The following is a 17708-nucleotide window of genomic DNA, read 5'->3' on the forward strand; positions in this document are numbered from 1 at the left end:
GCCATGCCCCGCACCTACAAGAAAGCGGCTGACGCCGTCGCCAGGCTCACACCCGAGCAGTATCGGGTGACGCAGGAGAACGGGACCGAGCGGCCCTTTACCGGCGCGCATACAGACAACAAGGCGGCGGGCCTATATGTCGATATCGTTTCGGGCGAACCGCTTTTTACGTCCATGGACAAGTTTGACAGCGGCTGTGGCTGGCCGAGCTTCACCCGTCCCGTGGACGGTGAATACGTCAAGGAATTGCGCGACATGTCTCATGGCATGATCCGGACTGAAGTCCGGTCGGCACATGGCGACAGTCATCTCGGCCATGTTTTCCCCGACGGGCCGGCGGATCAGGGCGGCTTGCGGTATTGCATCAATTCGGCTTCGCTCCGTTTCATTCCTGTCGCGGAACTCGAAGCGCAAGGTTATGGCGAGTACGTCCACCTTTTTACCGGCAAATAGCGGATATCGCCTGCAGACCATGTATTGCCTGCGGCAAACCCCGGCGGCTTTATAGCCAAATGAAACGCCCGGCCTGTCATGACTTCTGAAGAAACACTGCGCCTGCTTCCACAATTATTGCGCGATGGCGATTTCCGTGGTGCCGAACAGCGTGTCCTGACGGCGCTGGAAAGCGATCCCGTTCATCCCGGCCTCAACGCATTCGCGGCCTTCATTTCTGCCAATCTGAACAAGCGGGACGAGGCCATCCGCTTTGCCCGGAAAGCGGCTGCCCAACCCGGAAAGTTTCCCCGCCCTGCGGCTCAAGCCGCAAATCTGCTGGCGCAATTCCGCCTGTATGATGAAGCTTTGAGTGCCGCGCGTTCAATTGACATCGAAACGACAAGCGACCCGGTTATTCTTGATCAGATCGGAGCCTGTTTCACGACAAGCAGCGCGCATCAGGAGGCCCGGGAAGTCTATGCCCGGCTGACCCAGATAGTCCCTGACGAGCCGCGCTGCCGTTTCAATCTGGCAGCGGCACAGCGCTATAATGGCGAGCTTGAAGAAGCGGCCCGCAATTTCGACCTCGCCAGCAAGGCAGGGCCACAGGCGGCCGAAGCCGCCTATGCCCGGTCGCTGCTGACAAAGGCGGCTCCGGACAGGAATTATATTGACGAGCTTGCTGTTCGCTTGAGCTCACCCGGTCTGGATGACCTCTCGCGCGCCGCACTCAGCTACGCAATGGGCAAGGAATTCGAAGATCTCGGAAAATGGTCTGAGGCTTTCGACGCCTGGACAAACGGAGCCAGAGCTATGCGGCAGACGCGGCCTTACTCTGTCGAGCCTGAAATCAATGCCATCGACGAAACCATCAGGGCCTGGCCATCTATCTCCCGCGACTATCAGCGGTCGGAACTGACGCCGGTTTTTATTGTCAGTCTGCCGCGCGCCGGTTCAACCCTTCTGGATCGAATATTGTCAAACCGGAATGATGTGGTTTCGGCGGGCGAAACCGAGGATTTCATCGTCAGCCTGCTCGAAGATCCTGTATTCGCCGGTTTGCGTGACCCGGTTGAAATTGCACAGCAGACTCCGGCTGCCGATATGAGTGGCGTGGGTCAACGATATCGCGACGCACTGCATCGCCGTGGTCACAGGCATGGATATGTGATCGACAAGACGCCCACAAACTTCCTCTATGCGGGACTGATCGCGGACGCCTTGCCGGAAGCCAGGATCATTCATCTGGACCGCGACCCGCGAGATGCGGCCATCGCGACCTACAAAACGCTGTTCCGGGACCGGTATTTCTGGTCATATGACTTGCAGTCTATCGCGGCTTACCTCTCTGCCGTTCAGCGCCTCATGCAGCATTGGCTGTCTGGCGCGGCCGGGCGTATCGAACGGCTTGCGTATGAGGACCTGGTGCAGAATACCGAGGCTGAAGCCAGGCGCCTGACAAGGTTTATAGGCATGGATTGGGACCCGGCCTGCCTGGATTTTGCCGGCAATCGTGCGGCGGTTGCGACAGCAAGCGCCGAACATGTCCGCCGCCCGGTCTATGCTTCGTCGATCGGACATTGGAAACATTTCAAGGATCAGCTGGCAGCAACTCTGCCAGCACTGGATGCAATGGTCCCCAACTAGCTTTCGCCGGCGGCAAGCGGCCCCTCCACATGGGTACGCGGATTCTGACAGAGATCGTGGGCCAACACCCCCATCAATTCGCCATCAGCGCGCCGGATATGTTCGATCGCCCGGCAATCATTCGCCTCGGGTTCAGCCGTCAAGAACACGGTCCGGCCTTCATTCAGGTGAACTTCCGTCACATCCAGCTCGCGGACAGACGCCAGCCGGAGATCCGCATTGACAATCACACACTCGAACCGGCTCTGATCATCGGTCAGGACACGCACCGCCGTATTTTCCTCACTCGGTGAATAGGCGTCGATGGCGGCGACCGCTCCCGGCACTTCTTCGAGGCATAACAGGATCTGATCGTACCGCGTCAACAGATCCCGGCTCCAGTCCCACTGACCACCCTCTTCCCGGGCGCAGCCCTCATAAGTCACATCATCCACACGCACTGAAGCAAAGAATGGTCGCTCAATCCCGTCAAAATCGATGCAGGGACCAGCCTGGAACGCCGCCGACACCGGGACCGGATCAGGCGTTGTTGAAATATAGCGCCGAAAGCCGTTCACGAGGTGATCAGGTGCCATGCGAAGGGTCGTAAGAATCGGGTCCTGCCCGGCGGCAATCAGTCGGAATTCGCCAAACACCTCCCCCTCGAGATCATAGAGTTCGATGGTGGATCGCCAGTAGGGAGACTCGCCCTGCGCGGCCATACCGTAAGGCGTTTCGGGCCGTGTGCCCGCAAAGGCTGTTCCGATCGCCGGATAAACAAAGCCGGTCTGTGAAGCGCTGCCACCGCCGCCATCAGCGCCTGGAAAATCCATTGTGCCACTTTGTTCCGAGGCACCAGCGGGAGCATTCGCGGCCGAGGATCGCATATTGTCCGGACTGAGATCAGCGGGTGTGCTGGCACACCCGGCCAGTAACACAGCGGCCAATACTGTCATTGCTATCAGTCGAAACAATTCGCCCTCCCCGGCAATGCCTCATCAACCATACAGGCATTTCAGCGCGATAAGAAACAACCATCTTTCACTTTCTGCTAACCACGTCTGACAACCGAATCTTTTCGTTATCCGTGCATTATCGCGGTCGGATCAATTTGATCGGGGACGGTGACCATGAACAAGCGGCACTATGAAACGCGGCCCATTTCGCCGGCGAATGACGTCTCGCCCGGCTTTGCCGGTCTCGAAAACGGCCGCGGGCGCGCTGCCACCCTCGACATGATGCGCGAGTCCATCAACCCGCCAGCCAACCGTATCGACCGGGCAACGCTGAGCCGGGCCTTGCAGCTCGTCGACTTCGGCATCATGGGAAGCCTGACTGTGGCGGCCTTCCTGTCATTTGGCGCAGACTTCTGGCCGATCCTGGTCTTTCTTGGCGTATCCCTCTGCTCATTCCGGCTCTCCGAACACTATGTCGTACGTGCGCGCAAGCCGGCCTGGCGCCATATCGCCACGGGTATGATCGGTCTTGGACTGGGCGGCATGGCCAGCATTCTGCTGGTCCGCCTGTCCGACCCGTCCCTGACGCTGGCCGCGGCTCAGCAGGCCAGCGTTTCGGCCGCAGCCCTTCTGATTGTTCACACGATCTATGCCTTCTTCATGGAATACTGGGCGCGAAATGGCCGCCTCGCCGCCAATGTTGTTATCGTCGGCGCAACCGCAAATGCCCGCCGCCTGATTGATGCCAATTCGCGCAGCAAGGCAGTCAACATACTCGGCGTATTTGATGACCGGCGCACGCGCAGCCCCTCCATTCTGGCCGGCGCCCCCTATCTGGGAACGCTACAGGATCTGACAAGCTGGCCTCACCTGCATGAAGTTGACCGCATCATTGTCACCGTGACACCGCACGCCGTAGACCGCGTCAAATCGCTGCTCGCCGGCCTGTCAGGCCTTGCGCAGCCTGTTTGTCTGCTGCTCGATTTCGAGCACTTCAACCCGAAAAAGCAAACCCTCGAGGAAATCGCAAACGCTCCGGCAGCGCGCCTGTCCGGTAATTCGGCCACGCCGGGATGGATCATCACCAAACGGCTGGAAGACCTGGTGATCGGATCGGTCCTGTTCGTCGCAGCCCTGCCCGTCATGGCCTTGCTGGCTGTGCTGATCCGGCTGGATTCGCCCGGCCCGGCCCTCTTCCGTCAGAAACGCGAAGGCTTTAATGGCCGCCTGATCGAGGTTCTGAAATTCCGTTCCATGCGCGATGAGCCGGCTGCGAAAGACGGATCAGTCCGTCAGGTCGAACGAGACGATCCTCGTGTCACGCGGATAGGCCGCTTTATCCGCTCGACCAGCCTCGACGAGCTGCCGCAGCTGTGGAATGTGTTGAAAGGCGAGATGTCGCTGGTCGGCCCGCGTCCGCACGCACCGGGCATGAAAACCGGAGCCGCATTGACCTCCAGCCTGGTCGGTGAATATGCGCATCGCCACCGCGTCAAGCCAGGGCTCACCGGCTGGGCCCAGGTCAGCGGGTCGCGCGGTCCGCTTCATTCACCGGAAGCCGCACGCGAACGTATCCGCTATGATGTGGAGTATATCAGCAAGGCCAGCCTCTGGTTCGATCTCTGGATCATGCTGAAAACCGGACCAGCCCTGCTCGGTGACAAAATCAACGTCCGCTAGGGCCGGACCGTATTTCTCGACCAGTAGCGGCGTAGCACGTCCACGATTGGCGGATTGATGACAGGCCGTGTTGCATCCGGATTCGGTCCGAAAAACGGATTCCATCCATTCTCGGCCTCCTCATAAGCCCGCCATCCCGACGGCCAGTTGAACCAGGCCGAGTTTGCGCACTGTTCTTCCATTGATTGCAGGCGCAAGGCGGCGAAGCGGGCGGCATCATGCGCCCATCGTCTGACTCCCCATTCCCCCACCATCCATCGCGCCGCCTGTGGCGGAGAAATTCGCGCCGCCTCCACTGAAAATGATGCGGCGCTGTTTGGATCGGAATGGGTATAGGCATAGGGCGCATAATCATGAATGGCCAGCACGGCCGGTCCAAGACCACTCAGCTCCAGGTCGCTCTCGTGAGCCACGCTGGCATAGCTGTCCGGGCTGATCAGCAAGGGCGTTTCGAGGTCCACCTCCCGCACCGCCTGGGCCATCCGGCGCGCCATTTGCGGCCAGGGGGAGTTCTGCACAATATGGCTGCCATTGGGTTCAACCATCAGGAGATAACCGGCAACGGCCGCGTTTGCGCGGAACTGCCCCGCTGTGTGCCGCCACATATCGGCCCACGCCGACTGCATTTCCGCATCCGACCAGACACGCTCATCAATCATCGAAGACGGAAACCAGCTATCACCATTGTCGCGATGGAAAGTGAATTCTGATCGCCCGGGTCCGGTACGGAAGGCAATCACGGTAAACAAGCCGTGACGCGCGCAACGCTCCACCAAATCGGCCAGATGATCTTCTATAGCCGGGTCAGTGCGGTATGGAGCGAATTCCGTAAAAACGCCCGGGTGAGACAGCACCGCCAGATTGGCACCCGCTTCGGCAAGACTGGCCAGCGCCCGGTTGCTGACCGGCGTGCCGACCGGCCCGGGCCCCAGAAAGCTGTCACCGTCAATGTCCGGATAGACCCGGCGTTGCGGAAACACCGCTCCACGCAGATGTGGCCCGCTCGCATTATCCCAGAGCGCTATCTTTCGCCGCGCGGCAGAACGCTGGCCACCCAAGAGCAGGGACGCACCGCCCGCAGCCAGAACTGTGCGGCGGTCCGGCCTGATCACCATGCGTAAAAGGACGCCAGCTTGTCGGCCCTGCGCAAGGCGCGCCTTGGCAGGCTGGCGATTTTCCCGAACGGCGCTTTTTCAATGGCACCGGCCAGAGATCTCGCTGCGCTTCGCAAGGTCGCCGGAGCGGATGCTGTCAGAATACACCCCTGCGCGAGTGGGACCTGCCAGCTGCCGAGATTGCGTTTGAAGTCATAATCCCCCGGCCCCAGCTCGACGCTGGCGCGTCCGGCTTCCGAGGCAAAACGGATTTTTTCCAATAGGAGCAACAATCCGGGACTCACCTTGTTGAAATCCGGATCATAGGCCGGAAACCAGTAGTGACAGCGGGCTTCGCTCGTCATTCCGACATGCACCGCAGCAATGCGGCCAGCAATATTCAGCGTCGAACACACACCGCGGAAGCGATCAGACTGCTTGTTCAGCACAGCCGCCAGCAAGTCCCTTGTCCACGCGACTGAAAAGACATCAAAAACACTGGTTCGGCGGTATTGCTCGCGTTTCCAGTCGATCATGGCAGATAACGCTTCTGGGCGATCATCATCCATGCGGAATTCAAACCCGCCTTCCATCTCTTCGAGTTTCCGGCGCCGGGCGCGAATATTGCGGAATGCCTTGGGCTCGGCTTCCGACCGGGCCTGCTCGAATGCGTCATATCCACGGGACACATCAATGATCCATGAACCGTCAGACATGTGCGAAAAGGCGCTCCAGCAAGGCTGCAGGCCCAGTGCGCTGTGAAATTCGAACAACGGCACACCCCCTGCTCGCAGCCAGGCTTTCAGGTCAACACTCCGGTCTGGCTCGGCGATAACGCCATGGACATCCGACAAAGGTCCGGCAATCGGGCGGGCATAACCGACCTTTCCCATCTGCATCGGAAGAAATCCGGCGATCTGACCACGCTCGCGAACGACCAGCACACGTGTATCGGACCGCACCTCCTCGCAGCATTCGGCAAACTCCAGCCGGAAATAGGGGCTGGCCAGCGCCGGATCTCCGTCCGTGAACGCGATCCATGCCTCCCGCTCGGCAACGGAAAGCTCGCTCGGCTTGATCAGGCGGGCATCTATCGAGTGGGCCATTCAATGCTCCGGAAATATGATCCCATAGCTAGCGCAATAGGGTTTCCGCTTCGTTTCAAAGCCCGCAGATATGTTCACGCGATTTTAGGTGCTTGTATGCATGCTGTCGGGCTCGAACAGGGAGCTGCGCTCAGGAATGCTCGGCAAACACATTCTCGGATACTTGCCGGTGCAGATCGCCCGCGCGGTCGTCGGTTTTGGCGGCGTGGCCATTCTGACGCGCCTGATGCCAACCGAAATGTATGGTCAGTACGCGTTGGCGCTGGCGGCCATGCACATCACGGCTATGGCGTTTCATACATGGCTCGATGCCGCGGTCGCCCGTTTTCACGCCCGGGCGGATGCGCGCGGGCATCTCGCTTCCCATCTTGCCACCATCTATTCCAGCTTCGCTTTCGTCGGAACCGGCGTGATCATACTCGGCGGTATTGCCCTCTGGGCCGCACCGCTGAACATCGAGCTCAAGACGGCGCTCGGTTTCGGACTGGCCGCCCTGACCCTCCGCTCTATCCTTGCCATTGGCATTGAATCGCGGCGCGCAGCCGGCCAGGTCGCGGCCTATTCGATATTCGAAACGGCCAATGTTCTGGGCGGGTTTGCGCTCGGAATCGCCATCCTCATGGCCACGCCGCTCGGTGCGGCCGGCCCGATCGCCGGAATGGCGCTCGCCAGCCTCATTACCCTGTTTTTCGAATTCCCATCGCAGGCTCGGAAATCAGCCACCGGAAAGCCACGCAAACGCCGCGCCATGCTCTATTTCGCTTACGGCCTGCCGGTTTCAATCTCGCTGGTTTTCGAACACTTGCTGTCTGCCGGCGACCGCTTTCTGATCGCCGGGTTGATGAACGAGGCCGCGGTCGGGATTTATGCGGCGGGCTACGGGCTTGCCGACCGGACCATTGATATCCTGTTTATCTGGTTGGGAACGGCAGCAACCCCTCTGATGATCCGGGCGCTCGAAAAAGAAGGCCCCGACGCCGCCCGCCGTGTAGCGGGGCAATCTGCCCGCGTCATGGGGCTGATCGGATTTCCGGCGGCCACCGGGCTGGCGCTGGTGGCGGCCCCCTTGTCCACCGTCATGGTGGGCGAGGAATATCGCGCGGGGGCCACGCTGATCCTGCCCTGGATTGCTTTGGCCGGGCTGATGAAGGGGCTGATGACCTATTATTTCCACGAAAGCTTCATCCTGAAGCGCAAGACGCGCTGGATGGCGGCGATCATGGGTGGCGCTGCCGTCTTCAATATCAGCCTGAACCTGGTGCTGATCCCGGTGTTCGGTATCGCCGGTGCGGCAGCGGCGACACTCGTTTCCTACACGCTCAGCCTTGTTGCTTGCGCTGCAATCGGACGCGCCTTGTTTCCACTTCCCCTGCCCTGGCTGGACTGGGGACGCTCGGCGCTTGCCGCCGGCGTGATGGCACTGGTGGTCTATGCGCTGCCTGTTCAGGGGCCGGCCATCCTCGTCCTGCTGGCGAAGGCTGCGCTGGGCGGTGCCGTTTATGTAGTGATCGCTCTGGCATTGAATATTGCCGGTTGCCGAAGCTGGCTGGGTATAGCCCAAAGCTGGTGGCGTCCGGCGGAGGCGCGCCCATGAGCCAGTACGCCGATTATTCCAATGCCGCCGCTACCGAGACGTCGGCCCGTCAATTGTCAATGCTGATTCCTTTTTACAAGGACGATCCTGTGCCGCTCGCACGGGCTTTGGCCCAGCAAATCGCGGCGGCCGGATTGCCGGCTGAAATCATCCTGTTTGATGACGGCGAACCGGATCCTGAACTGAATGCATCGGTGGCAGCTGAAATAGATCGTCTACCGGCTCCGGCGCGCTTGCTGACGTCCCGCCGCAATGTCGGACGCGCCGCCGGCCGAAATCGGCTTGCATCCGCCGCCATTGGTGAATGGCTGCTCTTCCTCGACGCCGACATGACCGTCAGCGACGGCTTCCTTCAGACCTGGCTGGAACTGGTCGAGGGATATGAATTCGACGCCGCATTCGGCGGTTATTCAGCGGATCCGGTGCAACAGCCGTCCCACCATCTTCATGCTGCACTGGCCCGGTCGAGCGACGAGAATAACGCAGATGTCCGCAATCAGATCGGAGCGACAGCCTTTTGCACTAGCAATCTCCTCGCCCGGTCAACCCTGATGCGCAAAGTCGGATTTGACGAAAATTTCACTGGTTGGGGGTGGGAAGATGTTGACTGGGCAGTGCGCGCCGGCAAACAGGGCGAGCTGGCGCATTTTGACAATCCGGCCGGGCATTCGGGTTGGCAGTCACCGGATGTCCTGTTACGCAAATTCCGCGATGCTGCACACAATTATGCCCGCTTGCTGGAGAAACATCCGGAGCTGGCAAGCCTCCCGGGTGCGAAAGCGGCGCAGATATTGAAAGCCATTCCCGGTCAGTCATTGTTACGTGGCATATGGGCAATGATGGCGCAAACGCCGCTTGCGCCGATGAAAGCCCGTACAACCGCCCTGAAACTCTGGCGTGCCAGCTGGGCAGCCGATGCGATTGGAAAATGACGGACACTGCCTACATCCCCGCCTCCGGTCTGACCGGTAAGCTCAAGCGCCTGAAAGCCCGGTTTCTGGAGTGTAACCCGCTTCATTTTGCTCCGGATCAGCTCGTCGTCTCGATAACCTTTGACGATTTTCCGAAGTCGGCTTTCGACGTGGGGAAATCCGGGCTCGAAAAGCGCGGCTGGCGCGGCACATGGTATGCCTCCGCCGGATTTGCGGGGACAGACACGCATCACGGTCCGATGTTCGATGCCGACCATCTTCGTCAGCTGGAAGATTCCGGCCACGAGATTGCCTGCCATACGCTCAATCATACCGATCTCGGCCGGGCGTCAGACGAAGTGGCGTGTGCGCAGATAGAGGCCAATTATGAAGCGCTTGTGGATCTGGGCCTGAAATCAGGCCTTCCGGCTTTCGCCTATCCCTATGGTGAGGCATCGCCGGCCAGCAAACGCGTCCTGGCAACCCGGTTTGAAACCCTGCGCGGCGTTCGTCCGGGCATCAACAGAAAGGGGGATGACCGGAATCTGCTGAAAGCCGTTGGTGTTGATGGCGGCGAAGCAGGTCTCGCGCGGGCACACGCTTTCGTCGACGAAGGCATGACCCGGCCCGGCTGGCTCATATTCTATACCCATGACATTCAGCCCTCGCCCACGGAGTGGGGCTGCACGCCCGATGAATTTGCAGGATTGCTGGATCATATCCAGGCAAGCGGGGCAAAAGTCCTGCCGGTTACGCAGGCCTATCGTTGGCTGACGGCATCATAGCGCCGCGGCAAGGCCAAACGCGCAGCCGTTGCCACGAACAAGACCCAGGTCAGCGCATTGCGCTGCAGCAGATTGCTTTCCGATATGCTGATCAAAACCACCAAAATCAGGAAAATCAGCGCCCAGAAGACTTCAGGTCCGCGAAATAGCCGGCCGCAAGCCCTTATGATTGATAGCAAGAGCGAAACCGCCATCAGGATAATCCCCGGCACACCGATACCGAGCGCAATTTCCAGCCAGCCATTGTGGGCCGTCGGCACCGGCCATTGCGTACGTTGCCGCACCCAGAAAGCCGGACCGTAGGGCGCATCCCAGAAGGCGCCGTAGCCATAACCCGTCCAGGGGCGCGCCTGAACCTGTTCGGCAAGCACCACCCAGATATCAGTGCGGCCGGTCAATGTCGGGTCCCGGCCAAGCGCCTCGATCACGGCGACAGGCGCAATGGACATCACCATGGCGGCGATGAAAGCGATCAGCCCGCCGCCGACAAGTATCAGCGCCGAAAACCCGAATCCGCGCCGTATCAGATGGATGGCGGCAATGCCGGCAATTGCCAGCATCAAGGCCAGCAGTGCCGTCTTCGATGTCGACATCAGGACCAGTCCGGCCTGGAATGCCGCCAGCCCCCACCAGATCAATTTGTGCCGGGGCTGACAGACTGATGCTGCGAGCGCGGCCGTGGTGCCGAAGGCCATCATCGCACCAAGCGTATTTTTCTCCCACCAGATGCCTTTCCACGCACCAACATGGATGTCGTGATGAACAGCAATTCCCGGAAAGGCGAGCGACATCACTGTGCTCATTACCGCCAGAACGGAGAACACCACTGCAATCAATGTGATCAGTTCACGCCAATTGAAGCGCGACGCCAGCAACAGGCCGAACAGGGTTGTCATGATGAGCGCAAAGCCCCGCCTTTGAGACAGGCCGGAATCGACAGACCACAGGAATGACGCGAAGCACAACAAGGACAGGATCAGAATGATCGGCGTCCGCCACATGACGTCCAGCGTGCGGGCTGGTGTAATCGCCATCCAGGCAATCGTCAGGGCATAGACGGGCAACCACATCACCTGCAGCAATGTGCTCTCTTCGGATTCCGGCGAATTGGCCAGAAGCGGGCCAAGCAATCCCTGCGACACCAGAAACAGCACGATACCGGCGAGGAAAAATTCCATTGGCCGCAGCACATTCATCCGCGGCGCTGCACGCAAATTGTGGATATGAGTGCTGACGTCCGTCAAGCGGCGCGCCGCGACACAATACGCGACCGGTTGCAGACAATTCCCGCGACAATGCCACCGCGGCGTTCAATCGCCTCCCGGCGCGCGGCGATGGACCGTTCATTCCAGCTGCCTTCATCGGCAACCAGGATGACACCATCAGCATCCGCGGCCACAGGTAAGATGGCGCGGCTGGCCCCGGGCGCATCAATCACGGCAAGATCGATGCTGCCGCGAACCGCATTCCAGTACTCCCGGGCATTTCCGAATTCAAGGCGCTCCACCCCCGAACGGGCGCGTTGGAATTCGGTGACATAGAGGTGCTTTGTTGAGCAATCCTTGGCCACCAGACGGGCACGGGCGCCATGCGGTTCAGCGCGCCAGAATGCATTGCGTCCGAAGGAGGCATCAAAAACGTTTGCATCAGGACGCGCCAGCGCCCGTGCATGCGAATTGCGGGCAAAGTCGAGATCAAAGAGCCAGACACCGCGGCGCGACCTTTCCGCAGCGACGCGTGCAAATTCACGGGCGATGGTCGAGGTGCCGGCGCGTTTACTGGCCCCGAGAAACATCAGCACGCGCCCCTTGCCGCCGGGCCGTGCGATCGGCTCCAGCTGGTCCACCAGTGCCTGCATTTCAAAAGAAAGATCAACCATCGAATCGCCGCGAATCATTATTGAGACCGCAGCATTCACCGCATCGGTTAACGGCGGCCCAACGCACTGCCCCTGTCCGGCATTCGGGCCAGAACCGGGACACCGGCAACACGGGACGGCATCGGACCGATGGCGTCCGTCAAATCCGCAGTCTGTGTGCGCTGCTGAACAGGGCGTGCCTGGGCACCCGGCCCGACATGGCGCGACCAGTAGCCACGCAGCAATCCCATCAGGATGGCGGTCCCAGCGGCAAAAACAAAAGCCGCGGCGACACCCAGTTTTTTCAGCGACGAACCCTCGGCCGGTGCGAATGCCCGCTCGACAATACGCACGGCGTCCGCACTGCCCGGTGCCAGCGATTGCCGGGCTTCAGCCTCGGCCTGCTGGGTCGCCAGTGATGTCGCCGCGGCCGCCGTCGCCGCAACATCCTGCGCAAGCCGGCGATAGTCAGGCGCAAGGCTGCGCAGCCTGGAAATTTCGCTTTCGGCCGCCGATAGTTGTGCGGAAATGGCGCGGGCACGCGTAGCCTCGGCCGCGGCTACCGATTCAAGCCGCATTTGCTCCTGAACAAGGCCCTGCCGGACCGTATTCACGCCGGTCCGCCTCTGTCCGAGCCCCTCCACACCGCCCCCGGCGATGAAGTCTTCCAGTTCGGCAATTTCGCGATCCAGCGCGACAACGGGGGGAGCGGTTTCAAGATACCGCGACAACAGGCTTTCACGCTCCAGCCGATTCTCGATCAGGAGGTTTTCGGCGCTGCTTTCGACATAGAGGTCTATATTTTCCGGCATTTCCGCGACGCGCTGCGCGATCGCGGAAGCGGCTGCAGAGGCGGCCTGACGTTCCGACTGGGCCGTCGCCAAAGATGTTTGCAGTGCCGCTATTTGCGTCAGGAGCGCTGCAATATCGGATTCATATTCCGTGATATCGTTTTCCGTCAGAAACCGGTCGAGCGCGTCGAGCGCGGCAGTATAGGCCTGATCCGATTGTAGCCGGCGATCCGCGACGCCCGTCGCGCCATCACCGGTCAGAACGACCTGGCGATACTCCAGATAGGCATCGACAATGGCGTTCAACACCGTTTCGGCGCGCTCGGGACTATCGGCTTCTAGAACCGGTATCAGCACCGAAGCATTGGGCGCACGAACGACCGAAAAGCTCTGCCGCATGGCCCGCAGGGCAAGGGCTTCCGAGCCCCCTTCCGGCAAAACAGCAGCCGGACCGATATTCTCAAGCGCGATCCGCCGCACGGTTTCCGAATTCATGATTTCGGATTCCGACTGCATCACCTGTTCTATGATAAAGCCGTCCCCAGAGCCAGCCGCACCAGGTGTAAGATCCTCATCATCAAGCAGGACGAGCAACCGTGCCCGCGCCTCGTATGTCTTGTTCAGCAGGAGGAATGACGCGGCCGCACCTGCCACAAACAGGACCAGAAAAACCGCAATGATCATGCCACGTTGCGACCAGATCATTTCGATCAGATCATACAGGTCCAGCTCCCGCCTTTCATCCCGGGGATGAGGATGATCGCTGGGCGGTCTGGAACCGGTTCCGGTGTGGCTTCGACTCATGAAAGCGAGAAAAACGGTGTCCGGTTTAATTTTTCATTATCCGAACCGCGAAAGGTTCTTGTTCAGGTAAGAAATAGCCAAGTGAGTCTCCATCAATGCGAATTTCCGTTCTGATACTGGCCCTCTGTCTTGCAGGTTGTGGGACGGCTCGAACGGTCACAAATGCTGTCACCTCCCCTTTCAGTGGCGAGCGCGAACCTGATTATTGGAGCTACGCAAGTGCGCGTCCGGAAGGGTCCGTCGCACCGGCCAGCTGGAACAATATCGAATTTGTGGAATGGCGGTCAGCGGATCCGGCCTTCCGGCTCTATCCGGGGGATGCCATTGATGTCACCGTCCATACCGCCAGCGAATTGAACCGCACCGCAACCATTGGCCCGGACGGACGGGTCAATCTGCCATTGGCCGGACGTGTGATGGTGGCCGGGCGAACCGATTCCGAGGCTGCCAGCGTCATCGCTGACGCCTATACGACCATGCTTCGCAATCCGATTGTGGAAGTGACCGCAACAAGCTTTGCGGCGCAGAACATAATTGTCGGGGGTCAGGTTGCCACACCCGGCATGTATGAGATGCCGTCGCGCATCGGCGCACTTGAAGCCATAATGCTGGCAGGCGGTTTTCGCGATTCCGCCGCCCGTGGCGATGTCGTCATACTCAGACGCGCCCCGTCGGGCGATGGCCTGATGATGCGCACGGTCAATCTGCATCGCGCCCTGCGGGGAGACGGTCAGGCTGACCCCTTCCCCCTGCAGCGCTATGATATCGTTTTCGTGCCACGCTCGACGATCTCCGAAGTCACATTGTTCGTCGAACAATATGTCTACGGAATTCTGCCGCTCGACCAGGCGTTTTCATTCGCCATTGCGAACGCGATCAACAATTAGCCCAGTCAGTCTAGTGACGTGTGCTCAGCCATTCACGCGCCGCGCGCTGGGCCGCTGAAATCTGCATCATGTCCATCTCGTCCGAGATTTCCTGACGATAGTATTTCGCGGCGTCACAGCCCATCAGTGTCGCGAGATTGAACCATTTGTGGGCTTCCACATAATCCACCGTACCACCCTGGCCGGTCGAATAGAGAAGTCCGAGTTTGCAGAGATCCTCGCCCGTCGGGTCTGTATTGACCACATTGTGCGCCTGCGCCGTTTCCACATCAGTGAAAGCCATTTTGGCCCCCATTTCTGGCTCTCATGCCCGGCTTGGTGCCGGATTGGCTATGAGAGCGATCCACCCAATGCCCTGAGCCTTCTGGCCTCGGACAGTCAGGAGAATCACCTCAGGGGTTTGCTATAAGGTTAAGAAAAGTCAGGGTTAATCGATTTATTTGGTTTATTTCCGTTAGGGAGTCTTGAGATCGGTTAAGCGGTCTGAATCAGGTCTGAATCGCGCAACCGACTCCTTACCGGAGGCACCGGTCTTGTTAGGATTGGTCGCCAAATCCTTTCCGGCGGTCAGTGACTGAAGCTGCGGCAATCAGCGTAATCGTGCCTGCGCTCTTGCACTGATTTATTCTGGCAGTATGAAAACGCGAATTCTCGCAGGTGCCCGATGACAGAGCAGATCATACCGCCCGTATCGCTGACGCTGGACGACACGCATCCGGATGTATTCGCAGCAGAGCTGGGCGAGGAGTTTCGCCGCTTCGGTTTCGCTGTCATCTCGGATCACGGACTCGACCAGTCACTGATTGACGAGGCCCTGGACAAGGCGAAAGCCTTTTTCGCGCTGCCGCCAGACGTCAAATCCCGCTACCACATCAAGGGCGGCGCGGGGCAGCGGGGCTATACCCCCTTCGGACGGGAAGCTGCGAAAGGCGTCGAGGCGATCGACCTGAAAGAATTCTGGCATGTGGGACGGGACCTGCCACCGGGGCACCCCTACGCCGCCATCATGCCCGTCAATCTCGTGCCTGAGGAAGTCGATGGCTGGGAGGCGGTTATGCGTCTCTACACTGCACTCGACCAGCTGGGCATACGCCTGCTGCGCGCTGTCGCCCGCGATCTGGGCCTTGACGAGTATTTCTTTGATGATCCGGTCAGGGACGGCAATTCGATCCTGCGCCTACTCCACTATCCGGCCCAGGAGAGTGTATTACCCGAGGGATCGATCCGCGCCGCCGCGCATGAAGACATCAACGCGATCACACTTCTGCTGGGCGCCGAGGAAGCGGGCCTCCAGGTCATCGACCGCCGGACCGGTGAATGGATTGACATCAATCCGCCCGCCGGCTGCCTCGTAATCAATGTCGGGGACATGTTGCAACGCCTGACGAACAACCGGCTGCCCTCAACCACACACCGGGTCGTCAATCCCGCTCCCGAGCGGCAGAAATACGCGCGGTATTCCCTTCCCTTCTTTCTGCATTTCCGGCCGGATTACAGGATCCGGACGCTTGAATCCTGCATTAGCCCGGATCATCCGGATCAATATCCGGAACCGATCACGGCGCAGGACTATTTGCTGGAAAGGTTGCGGGAAATCCGCCTGCTCTGATCAAGGCACATGCGTCTACAGGGTGGTTGACCACATGAGCAGGCCCAGGCCGATTGAGGATCCTGCACCGACAAGTGTCAGCGCCACACCATTCTCTTTCCAGTCCTGACCGTTTTTGAGGCGGCGAGCTGAATTGCGAACCTTGTTGAACACGGGAAACCTCCATTGCTTTCGCAGGTGGAGATAGTCACGCGGATTGTTGCAACAAGGGCTTTTTCTGACCTGATGAACCCCAATTTTCAAAAGGTTATTATCACAACCGCGTCAGGCTTGCGGCCTGTGTGGCAAGATTTTGGGGTTACGCAGTATACCGGCTGAAATGAGCGAGATCAGCAATCCCACAGGCAGGATTTCCGCAAGCGTAAGCGGTATGCGGAACCACCAATGCGCGTAGTTGTCGGCCATTCCCTGCATTTGCGTCCGGAAAGCGGCGATCTCGGCGGCTGACGCACCTGCAGCCTCGCGCGCGGCGATCTCGGCTTCGATATAATTCGCCATCCAGTTTCCGTCCGTGGTCGCCAGATAGGTCTCCCACGCAGCCACATAGAAAAGCCCGGCAACCAGCGACACCAGAATGCCAAGACCCAGCGCCGGCCAGAATTTTATGACGCCGCCATTTTCCTTGTCGCGATACCGCTTGACCGCGACAAATATGAAGGACAGTGCGATCAGCATGCTCAGATAGCCAAACAGCATCGAGCCGCCGCCATTCTCTCCGGCCAGCAGCGTCACGCCCAGCCACAGCATGCCCGCAACCAGCATCCCCGAAATGCTCCCGAATATCAGAATGTACCGGATCATCGTGTTCCCCTTTCACGGCAGATGAAATGACAATGCCGGGCTTTCAGCCATACTTCTCGGCCGCACACATCACCCGAATGGGTGAATTCAGCAAATTCACCGCTTCGTACAGGCTCAGCGTATCAATGACAGGAAGCGGGCCTTCTCGATAGCGGCCACACGTCCGGCGACCTCCAGCTTGGAATACAGGCTGGAAATATGGCTTTTCACCGTGTTCGGGGACAGGCCAAGCTCACGCGCGATGGCCTTGTTCGATGCACCGCTGCAGAGCGCAGCCAGAACCTCAAGCTCCCGCCGCGTAATGCCCAGTGCTTTTTGAGCCGCGATATTGAGCTGAAAATGCGAAGCAGGTTTTGAACGGGTCAGTATGATTCCGAGCCACAATCCGAGCCCGGCGAATGCCACACCGGTCAGCAGCAACAGGAATTCCAAGCCGAACCGCCGGGCAAGATAGGCATATTGCACCCATTCCAGCGCAAACACACCGATTGCCAGCAGGCCCGCATAGATCAGAACCGTCTTCCACATGCGGATAATGTGTCAGCCTGAAGCTGAATTGGGAAGATGCCGGGTGGCAGGACGCCAACCCGGAAGGCGCGTCAGGTAACCGCCGTAAACACCAGATATCCGGCTCCGACCAACACAACAGCCGCGATCAGGGAAATAATCAGCGTGTGTTCCTGCCAGCGTTTCCTTTCTCCCTGGCGAGCTTCGGTTTTTTCGATCCGTTCGGTCATATCCATAGCTCCTTTCACTAAAGGACCTAAGGAC

The 17708-nt window shown here is 59.5% G+C and carries 19 protein-coding genes; 8 read left to right on the forward strand and 11 right to left on the reverse strand.

Going from position 1 to position 17708, the window contains the following annotated elements; genetic code table 11:
• The first annotated feature begins 3 nt into the window (after nt 1–3).
• Nucleotides 4–453: a peptide-methionine (R)-S-oxide reductase MsrB gene (gene msrB, locus DBR16_RS06725; RefSeq protein WP_109260472.1), complete on the forward strand. Its 450-nt coding sequence runs from the start codon at nt 4–6 to the stop codon at nt 451–453.
• Between the two features lie 78 nt (nt 454–531).
• Entirely contained in the window at nt 532–2082 is a 1551-nt protein-coding gene (locus tag DBR16_RS06730) for a tetratricopeptide repeat-containing sulfotransferase family protein (RefSeq protein WP_109260473.1), read from the forward strand.
• Here DBR16_RS06730 and DBR16_RS06735 read toward each other — a convergent pair.
• Nucleotides 2079–2894, reverse strand: coding sequence for a hypothetical protein (locus DBR16_RS06735; protein ID WP_109260474.1), 816 nt, complete (start codon nt 2892–2894; stop codon nt 2079–2081). The two genes, DBR16_RS06730 and DBR16_RS06735, sit on opposite strands and share 4 nt — an antisense overlap.
• A 297-nt stretch (nt 2895–3191) precedes the next feature.
• On the opposite strand from DBR16_RS06735, the gene DBR16_RS06740 reads away from it, so the two are divergent.
• Complete coding sequence (locus DBR16_RS06740; RefSeq protein WP_109260475.1) at nt 3192–4697, forward strand: exopolysaccharide biosynthesis polyprenyl glycosylphosphotransferase; 1506 nt, start codon at nt 3192–3194, stop codon at nt 4695–4697.
• Here DBR16_RS06740 and DBR16_RS06745 read toward each other — a convergent pair.
• Both DBR16_RS06745 and DBR16_RS06750 read right to left on the reverse strand, forming a co-directional pair.
• A complete protein-coding gene (locus DBR16_RS06745) occupies nt 4694–5812 on the reverse strand; it encodes a glycoside hydrolase family 5 protein (RefSeq protein ID WP_109260476.1) in 1119 nt (372 codons plus the stop codon). The two genes, DBR16_RS06740 and DBR16_RS06745, sit on opposite strands and share 4 nt — an antisense overlap.
• A complete protein-coding gene (locus tag DBR16_RS06750; RefSeq protein ID WP_109260477.1) occupies nt 5806–6897 on the reverse strand; it encodes a GNAT family N-acetyltransferase in 1092 nt (363 codons plus the stop codon). The genes DBR16_RS06745 and DBR16_RS06750 overlap by 7 nt, the downstream gene beginning before the upstream one ends.
• A 136-nt stretch (nt 6898–7033) precedes the next feature.
• On the opposite strand from DBR16_RS06750, the gene DBR16_RS06755 reads away from it, so the two are divergent.
• From DBR16_RS06755 to DBR16_RS06765, 3 genes are read left to right on the forward strand one after another with little or no spacing between them, the layout of a single operon-like run.
• A complete protein-coding gene (locus tag DBR16_RS06755) occupies nt 7034–8491 on the forward strand; it encodes an oligosaccharide flippase family protein (protein ID WP_161539427.1) in 1458 nt (485 codons plus the stop codon).
• Nucleotides 8488–9423 (forward strand): glycosyltransferase family 2 protein, encoded by a 936-nt coding sequence (locus DBR16_RS06760; RefSeq protein ID WP_109260479.1) that lies wholly within the window; start codon nt 8488–8490, stop codon nt 9421–9423. Before DBR16_RS06755 ends, DBR16_RS06760 begins: the two co-directional genes overlap by 4 nt.
• Nucleotides 9420–10187: a polysaccharide deacetylase family protein gene (locus DBR16_RS06765; protein WP_161539428.1), complete on the forward strand. Its 768-nt coding sequence runs from the start codon at nt 9420–9422 to the stop codon at nt 10185–10187. Before DBR16_RS06760 ends, DBR16_RS06765 begins: the two co-directional genes overlap by 4 nt.
• Here DBR16_RS06765 and DBR16_RS06770 read toward each other — a convergent pair.
• The 3 genes from DBR16_RS06770 to DBR16_RS06780 all read right to left on the reverse strand — a co-directional run bounded on the left by DBR16_RS06770 (nt 10163) and on the right by DBR16_RS06780 (nt 13640).
• Nucleotides 10163–11365, reverse strand: a complete 1203-nt coding sequence (locus DBR16_RS06770; RefSeq protein WP_161539429.1) for an O-antigen ligase family protein — start codon at nt 11363–11365, stop codon at nt 10163–10165. The two genes, DBR16_RS06765 and DBR16_RS06770, sit on opposite strands and share 25 nt — an antisense overlap.
• Nucleotides 11366–11427: 62 nt before the next feature.
• The gene (locus DBR16_RS06775; protein ID WP_125184520.1) at nt 11428–12066 is read right to left on the reverse strand and encodes a P-loop NTPase family protein; all 639 of its coding nucleotides are present in this window, start codon (nt 12064–12066) and stop codon (nt 11428–11430) included.
• 47 nt (nt 12067–12113) lie between these two features.
• Nucleotides 12114–13640 (reverse strand): GumC family protein, encoded by a 1527-nt coding sequence (locus DBR16_RS06780; protein ID WP_109260483.1) that lies wholly within the window; start codon nt 13638–13640, stop codon nt 12114–12116.
• Between the two features lie 95 nt (nt 13641–13735).
• On the opposite strand from DBR16_RS06780, the gene DBR16_RS06785 reads away from it, so the two are divergent.
• Nucleotides 13736–14527, forward strand: coding sequence for a polysaccharide biosynthesis/export family protein (locus DBR16_RS06785; RefSeq protein ID WP_109260484.1), 792 nt, complete (start codon nt 13736–13738; stop codon nt 14525–14527).
• A gap of 10 nt (nt 14528–14537) precedes the next feature.
• On the opposite strand, the gene DBR16_RS06790 is transcribed toward DBR16_RS06785, so the two are convergent.
• Nucleotides 14538–14810 carry an SEL1-like repeat protein gene (locus DBR16_RS06790; RefSeq protein WP_109260575.1) on the reverse strand — a complete coding sequence of 91 codons (273 nt, stop codon included), beginning with the start codon at nt 14808–14810 and terminating at the stop codon, nt 14538–14540.
• 381 nt (nt 14811–15191) lie between these two features.
• Here DBR16_RS06790 and DBR16_RS06795 point away from each other — a divergent pair, with 381 nt between their 5' ends.
• Complete coding sequence (locus DBR16_RS06795; protein WP_109260485.1) at nt 15192–16136, forward strand: isopenicillin N synthase family dioxygenase; 945 nt, start codon at nt 15192–15194, stop codon at nt 16134–16136.
• Nucleotides 16137–16151: 15 nt separating this feature from the next.
• Here DBR16_RS06795 and DBR16_RS13975 read toward each other — a convergent pair whose 3' ends face one another.
• From DBR16_RS13975 to DBR16_RS13980, 4 genes are all read right to left on the reverse strand, one after another.
• Entirely contained in the window at nt 16152–16289 is a 138-nt protein-coding gene (locus DBR16_RS13975; protein WP_161539430.1) for a hypothetical protein, read from the reverse strand.
• Between the two features lie 111 nt (nt 16290–16400).
• Nucleotides 16401–16937, reverse strand: a complete 537-nt coding sequence (locus DBR16_RS06800) for a DUF4199 domain-containing protein (RefSeq protein ID WP_109260486.1) — start codon at nt 16935–16937, stop codon at nt 16401–16403.
• A 114-nt stretch (nt 16938–17051) separates the two neighbouring features.
• Entirely contained in the window at nt 17052–17465 is a 414-nt protein-coding gene (locus DBR16_RS06805; protein WP_170108325.1) for a helix-turn-helix transcriptional regulator, read from the reverse strand.
• A gap of 71 nt (nt 17466–17536) precedes the next feature.
• Nucleotides 17537–17674, reverse strand: a complete 138-nt coding sequence (locus DBR16_RS13980) for a hypothetical protein (protein WP_161539431.1) — start codon at nt 17672–17674, stop codon at nt 17537–17539.
• Nucleotides 17675–17708: the final 34 nt, after the last annotated feature.

The sequence above is a fragment of the Hyphobacterium indicum genome (assembly GCF_003129605.1).
Classification (GTDB): domain Bacteria; phylum Pseudomonadota; class Alphaproteobacteria; order Caulobacterales; family Maricaulaceae; genus Hyphobacterium; species Hyphobacterium indicum.